Here is a 6,405-nt window from a genome sequence, read left to right on the forward strand (position 1 = left end):
CTTCTTTTAGAAACTCAAAAAATAAACAACCACAAAATTAAAATTTTTAAAGAAAAAATAAAAATAGAATGAAAATTATTCTTTAGGATATGTCAATGGATGATTTTCACACATTGGATCCTTAATAATATTTCTTTTAAGATGATATTCCAAAAAGTAAAGCATCCACTGATTGGATAGTTCCCTTAGAGATGCATCATCTAATTTTTCATGTTTAGTAAAGAAATCAAGTTGATTTCCACCAACAACAATAGCAATCTCTTTTGTCTTGACCAACATGAAAAAATCGTTGCGTATGTTGTGAATGCTAAAATCATCAACAACAGAAATTGATTTTTCCTTTTTATAATCATAGAAGAAATCATTAAGATATTCAAAATCGACAAATTTAATATCTTCTACATCAAACAGAACGTCTTCACTAAGCAACTGATTTTTAAAATCGTATTTTGAAAAAAATTCAATGTCCCAGATATTATTGTAAAATACTGTGAAAAAGGAGTCAACTGCAAAACGAGCTGTTAAAGAGAAATCTTCAGTTTCCTTTGGAGTTCCAAGTTCAACATCCATAAACTCCAAGTAAATAGAGTCCTGAGATATTTCTATTGAAGTCAATTTACCTGAATTAATAATTACATCCCTGATTAATTTAAGTGACCTGCCATTCATTTAACCACTCCTTTTTGTAAAATTTTCATATGCTCCTTCAATTTCAAATTCCTTTTCGCCATCATAAGATTTATCCCATTTAAATGAAACTAATTCTATTTGGTTGTCAATAGTTTCATCCCAATTCAATTCAAAACCTTCTGATTTAAAGGAATCATACACCATTTTTCCAATTTCTAAGGCTTTATTTTCATTTCTTTCAAAATCACCAAAAGTTATGTTTAGTTTCTCTTCAAGAATTGCCTGTTCAACATCCTCAAAAGTATAAAAACAAAAACCATCTGGAAAGTACTTGTTGTTTACCAAATGAACATAAAGTTCAAAAACATCATTAACACCCTCTTTTATATCATAACCGCAATTATGAATGGCTACGATATTTTTAGAGGTTAATGAATTGAAAACATCATCCAATCTATTGAAATTAATATTGTCAAAGTCATTTAAAGAGATATTAAATTGAGAAAAATCCACATTTTCCCCAATAAATTCATCTTCCAAAATTTCCAATATTTCTTCAGTGCTAAAAAAACCAGATTTAGAAAGGGCATTGATCATATACTCAATTTCTTCAGCTAAATCCGGATTCATAATATCATCACTCATCATCACCAAACACTATAATACGAGTGACATTTCCTCTTTCAGTAAATCCCGCCATTACACGGCTTTCACCAATTTTTGCTAGAGCAAAATCATCATGAGGTTTAAATCCATATCCTTTAAGCTTTGTATAAGCTTCAAAAGCAATTCTTGGATGAATATTGAAATTCTTTTGGAAAGTATAATAAGTATCCCTAAATTTTGTGACAGAATTATTTTCTTCAATCAAATCTGAATTAATAGCTACAAATATATCGATTCCATCTTCGGAAACCGCATAATATGCATCCATATCTAATAGAGCTATTGAAACCATTGCCACAGTATGGCAATCATCATAGTTAGATCTTAGAATTGGAGAGGTGAATTCAGCCACCTCAAATTCCTTTGATGCCTTGATTAAATTTTCACCGAAAATATCTTCATTATCCCATGCCCAGCACCATTGACTTAAGTCTTTAGAGAAAAACCCTAAAACCTGAACTGGAATAGTAATATCATCAAAGGAGATAACTCCTTTTTCAAGATCTAACTGACCAACATTTTCACCGATTAATTCTGAAAAATTTTCCTGTTTATCTAAAGATAATGCACCATATTTAGATAGCAATACTTTGAAAGAATCTCCTTTTTCAATAGTTATTGGTTTTTCGACTACTTTCAATATTAACACCTAAAATTCTAATTTTGAAATTCTGTCCATTGCTTCTTTGGTATTTTCTAATGTATTGAATGCAGTTAATCTTAAATATCCTTCACCACTTGGACCGAATCCTGAACCAGGAGTTCCAATAACATTTGCTTCATTTAATAATAAATCGAAGAATGCCCAGGAATCCATATCATTAGGAGTTTTTACCCAAATGTAAGGGGAACTTACTCCTCCATAAACATCAAGACCGAGGTCAGTTAAGCTTTTTCTGATGATTTTAGCATTTTCCATGTAATATTCAATGATTTCACCGATTTGTTTTTTACCTTCATCAGAGTAAACTGCTTCTGCAGCTTTTTGAACCGGATAAGATACACCATTGAATTTTGTGGTTTGTCTTCTGTTCCATAATGGATTAATTTCAACTTCATTGCCTTTGGAATCATATCCCATTAATTCTTTAGGAACAACAGTGTAAGCACAACGGGTTCCGGTAAATCCTGCAGTTTTGGAAAAACTCTTAAATTCAATAGCTACTTCTTTTGCACCTTCAATTTCATAAATTGAGTGAGGAACATCATCTTCATTGATAAATGCTACATAAGCTGCATCAAATAATATTAATGCATTATTTTCTTTTGCATAATCAACAAATACTTTTAATTGATCTTTGGTAAGTGTAGTGCCTGTTGGATTATTAGGATAACATAAATAAATAATATCTACAGGTTCTGATGGAAGTTCAGGAACAAAATCATTTTCGGAATTACATTTAAGATATGTTAATCCTTCATACATACCATCATCTTTCATTTCTCCAGTTCTTCCAGCCATTACATTAGTATCAACATATACAGTGTAAACAGGATCAGTAACAGCAATTTTATTATCTATTCCAAATATATCCTGGATGTTTGCTGTATCACTTTTTGCCCCATCACTAATGAAAACTTCAGAAGTGTCTAAATCAATTCCATATGTTTTATATTCATTTTCAATAATTGCTTCAGCTAAAAAGTCATAACCTTGTTCAGGACCATATCCCATAAATGTTTCAGCATCAGCCATTTCATCAACTGCTGCATGAAATGCTTTTATAACAGCCGGTACTAACGGTTTTGTAACGTCCCCAATACCCATTTTAATAATATCTGCATCAGGATTAGCTTTTCTAAATTCTGCTTCTCTTCTTGCTACTTCAACAAAAAGATAACTACTTTTCAATTTAAGATAGTTTTCATTAATTTTTACAACCATGATTAAACCTCATAAATATTAATCTAATTTATATTTTATTTTCTCAATATATAAAATGAATGATTATTTTTAAGATGCATTAAATGCTTTTCAAAAAAAATTGTCAAGAACATATTTTTATAACAAAAAGCCATCATATGAAAATATTTAAATTAACTATTTTACATAAATATATTATACTAAAAACATTGATAAGGAAGTTGGAAAAATGAATGGAATAACTATATTAATTTGGGTAACAATTGCAATTATAGCTATTATTGCAATAATATTAGTTAAATTGCACTACAGAGGAAAAGAGCTGGAAAATGATGAAGGATCAATACTTGAAGATGCAGAATCCTTAACTAAAGTATTTTCTTCCGGAAAAAGTATGCTATCTAAAGATAATGATGATAATTCCAATAATCCAACTAATCTTAATCAATCCAAACCCAAAAGCTTAAAAAGTGAAAATTCTTCAACAAGTAATGTGTATTATGAAGAACCTGCAATTTATGAAGTTGACAATACTACTTACGAAAATATTGAATACGAATCACAAAATCAAGTACTTGTTGATTATGGTACTACCGTAGAAAAATTCCAAGAACCAATTAAACAAAGCCAGATGGATATTATGAGCCAAAATAACGACCCTAAACCTGAAAAGCATGAGTTAAAAGATTTATTTACAATTGATGAATTAATCAAAGAATCAAAAAGAAAAGATAGTGAACGCGAAAAAGAAGCATATAAAAATGATTCTGAAGATAAGGAACTCGCCGAACTTAAAGAAAGCATAAAACAAAAACAAGAAGAGAAAAATATTGAAGAAATTATCGATGACATTCCAGAAGAAACAATTCAAGATATTCTTAATGAAACCGAAGAAGAAACTACTGCTGAAACAATCACCGAAAGCACAGAAGAAGAAACCATTACTGAAACAATCACTGAAAGCACAGAAGAAGAAACAATTGCTGAGGTTATTAATGAACCTGTATCAGAAGAAACTAAATCAGATTCAGTGCCTGAAACAGTAGAATCTAGTGAAAGTGAAGAAAGTAAAATTGAAGCACCTACAGTAACATCTCAAGATATCGAAGAGGCAATAACTACTGCAAGTGAAGAAAGTAAAGAAGAAGTTGAAAGCATTTCAGAAAGTGCTGGTATTACTGACGCTTTACTTAATGACAATGAAAAAGAGGAAATTAAAGAGCCAAATCTTAAAACTCCAACAAAAATCAAAGAGGATTACAAATTTGGAGAGGATTTGAAAGATGAAAAGGTATTTGGAGAATACGACAGTGATTTAGACTATAGAAAAGATTTAGATAAAATCACCAATACAATCAAAGGTTCTAAAATATTCAAGAATGTGAAAGAAAAGCTCACATTTGAAGAGCCTGAAGAGGAAGAAGTAATTGAAGAAGAATTCATCAGAAATGTGAATGAATATGAAGAAGACTTTGCTCCGATTATCAATGAAACTCATGCAGATTATGCAACATACGAAGAATATCACAAACATGATTTCGAAGAACCAATAGTACCTGAAGAAACACCAAAAGCATTTGACGTGATACAAACTACACCAGAACCTCAACCAGAAATTAAAGAATCAAGGATTGCTCCTATTAAAGAAAAACCTTCAAGAGACAATATAAAAATAAAATTAAATAACAATGAAGTTGTTCTTAAAAAAGGTGATGAAATTATTTACAATCATCAAGGAGAAACCTATTCCAGCCAAGTTTATGCAATTAATGGTAATGATATCTCTGTAAAATACAGAAGAAAAAATATTGTTATCAAACCGTCTGATGTGAAAAAGGTATATTAAAATGCCTTTTTTACCAACATCACCACACCATACCCATTTAAACAAAATTTTATAAATATATAACTCATTTTAAAAAAAAAAATAATATATAATGTATTGAATTAGGAAAAAATAAACATTTAAGAACAAATGATTAGATCATTCATCCTTATTCAATTTATAGCTACCATTTTCCACAATATATTTTGGAACAATGATTTTTAAGGAACGAATAACATTTAAATAAAAATCGTCCAATTCCCTATCCGCATAAGGATAGGTGTATTCGAAAATATATAAATTATTGTCTTCCACATATAAAAATTCATTACGGCGAATCTCATTTTCACCATCTGAAAACGAAGAGACTACCATATAATAAATATCATCATTAATAGGTATGAAATCGGAAGCGATTAAGTTTATTTGAGTATTGTTTTTTATATTTTTTTCAATATCTGCCTTTATGTCCGGAAGGCCAACAAGTGTAGGAGTGGTTGAAAATTTAATGGACATAGGTATTTTGGTGTTTACCAGATACATGTCATTAAATTCATCTTTAGTTGCAACCGGTTCAAAATCTTCAGGCATTTGGAGTGTGGAAAATCCATTTGAAAACATTGTCATTATATTCACCTATTTATGTGCAAAGTAAAATATCAATTCATCATCAGCAATTTCATCAAGACGTGCAAATCCTACTCTTTCAAATTGAACAATATCTCCAACTTTCAAATCACGAAGTGCACCTTCACCAAGTCCGGTCTTAATTGATGCATCATCCATAACAATTTTAACATCAACATTGTCATCAACAGGGACCCATTGAATAATTCTTGCCTTGACACTTCTTGCATCTTCAAATGAAGTGGAATGATAAGTTATTTCACCACCATCGATATTCACATTCACAGCATCCATTAACCTGAATATTCCATCGTTAATGTCTGATTTTGCAAGATATGCACTGCCGTCAAATGGTAAAATCCTATTTCCCCTGTCCATGTGGTCTGCATGAAGTGGTCTTTCAATGTCGACTTTACCGCCTTCATATCCCCCAACAGTGATTAATTGAGGATCTTCACAGAAGAAATACCTATTTGCCACAGGTTCTAAAAAGTTACGGTTCAAACCATAAATCTTCTTCCAGCTAATAGCTGAATCGGCCATTTTAACACCAATTTCAGTTATAAGATTATAAATGGTTCTTGGGTCGATTCCCCTTCTTGCAATGGCTCTTAAAGTTCCAAGTCTTGGATCATCCCATCCGCTGTAGGTTCCATCTTCAATTCCTGCCATTGCTTTTGAAGTGCTTAATGCAATATCTTCCATTTTAAGTCTGCCGTAGTGTATGTACTCAGGCACATCCCAACCCATATGGTCATATAGATATTTCTGTTTTTCAGTATTTGCAAGGTGG

The 6,405-nt window shown here is 31.0% G+C and carries 7 protein-coding genes; 1 reads left to right on the plus strand and 6 read right to left on the minus strand.

The window, feature by feature from the left end; genetic code table 11:
* Positions 1-75: 75 nt before the first annotated feature.
* Genes QZ143_RS03200 through QZ143_RS03215 form a run of 4 tightly spaced genes read right to left on the minus strand, consistent with a single transcriptional unit; the run spans position 76 to position 3,181 of the window.
* The gene (locus QZ143_RS03200; protein WP_292881146.1) at positions 76-669 is read right to left on the minus strand and encodes a hypothetical protein; all 594 of its coding nucleotides are present in this window, start codon (positions 667-669) and stop codon (positions 76-78) included.
* Positions 670-1,275 carry a hypothetical protein gene (locus QZ143_RS03205; protein ID WP_292881149.1) on the minus strand — a complete coding sequence of 202 codons (606 nt, stop codon included), beginning with the start codon at positions 1,273-1,275 and terminating at the stop codon, positions 670-672. It abuts the gene before it with no gap.
* On the minus strand, positions 1,268-1,945 hold the full coding sequence (locus QZ143_RS03210) for a DUF6882 domain-containing protein (RefSeq protein WP_292881151.1): 678 nt from the start codon (positions 1,943-1,945) through the stop codon (positions 1,268-1,270). The genes QZ143_RS03205 and QZ143_RS03210 overlap by 8 nt, the downstream gene beginning before the upstream one ends.
* Positions 1,946-3,181 carry an LL-diaminopimelate aminotransferase gene (locus QZ143_RS03215; protein WP_292881154.1) on the minus strand — a complete coding sequence of 412 codons (1,236 nt, stop codon included), beginning with the start codon at positions 3,179-3,181 and terminating at the stop codon, positions 1,946-1,948.
* A 208-nt stretch (positions 3,182-3,389) separates the two neighbouring features.
* On the opposite strand from QZ143_RS03215, the gene QZ143_RS03220 reads away from it, so the two are divergent.
* A complete protein-coding gene (locus QZ143_RS03220; protein WP_292881157.1) occupies positions 3,390-5,006 on the plus strand; it encodes an ATPase in 1,617 nt (538 codons plus the stop codon).
* Between the two features lie 138 nt (positions 5,007-5,144).
* On the opposite strand, the gene QZ143_RS03225 is transcribed toward QZ143_RS03220, so the two are convergent.
* Together QZ143_RS03225 and QZ143_RS03230 are read right to left on the minus strand one after the other, a co-directional pair.
* The gene (locus QZ143_RS03225) at positions 5,145-5,612 is read right to left on the minus strand and encodes a hypothetical protein (RefSeq protein WP_292881160.1); all 468 of its coding nucleotides are present in this window, start codon (positions 5,610-5,612) and stop codon (positions 5,145-5,147) included.
* A 9-nt stretch (positions 5,613-5,621) separates the two neighbouring features.
* The coding region (locus tag QZ143_RS03230; protein ID WP_292881163.1) for a glutamate--tRNA ligase family protein at positions 5,622-6,405 on the minus strand (784 nt) is incomplete at its 5' end.

This window comes from Methanobrevibacter sp. UBA188, from assembly GCF_905234905.1.
Lineage (GTDB): Archaea > Methanobacteriota > Methanobacteria > Methanobacteriales > Methanobacteriaceae > Methanocatella.

Coding starts and splice junctions, on each gene's coding strand:
- QZ143_RS03205 (WP_292881149.1), bottom strand. CDS start 1,275: ATGAGTGATGATATTATGAATCCGGATTTAGCTGAAGAAATTGAGTAT.
- QZ143_RS03215 (WP_292881154.1), bottom strand. CDS start 3,181: ATGGTTGTAAAAATTAATGAAAACTATCTTAAATTGAAAAGTAGTTAT.
- QZ143_RS03200 (WP_292881146.1), bottom strand. CDS start 669: ATGAATGGCAGGTCACTTAAATTAATCAGGGATGTAATTATTAATTCA.
- QZ143_RS03225 (WP_292881160.1), bottom strand. CDS start 5,612: ATGACAATGTTTTCAAATGGATTTTCCACACTCCAAATGCCTGAAGAT.
- QZ143_RS03220 (WP_292881157.1), top strand. CDS start 3,390: ATGAATGGAATAACTATATTAATTTGGGTAACAATTGCAATTATAGCT.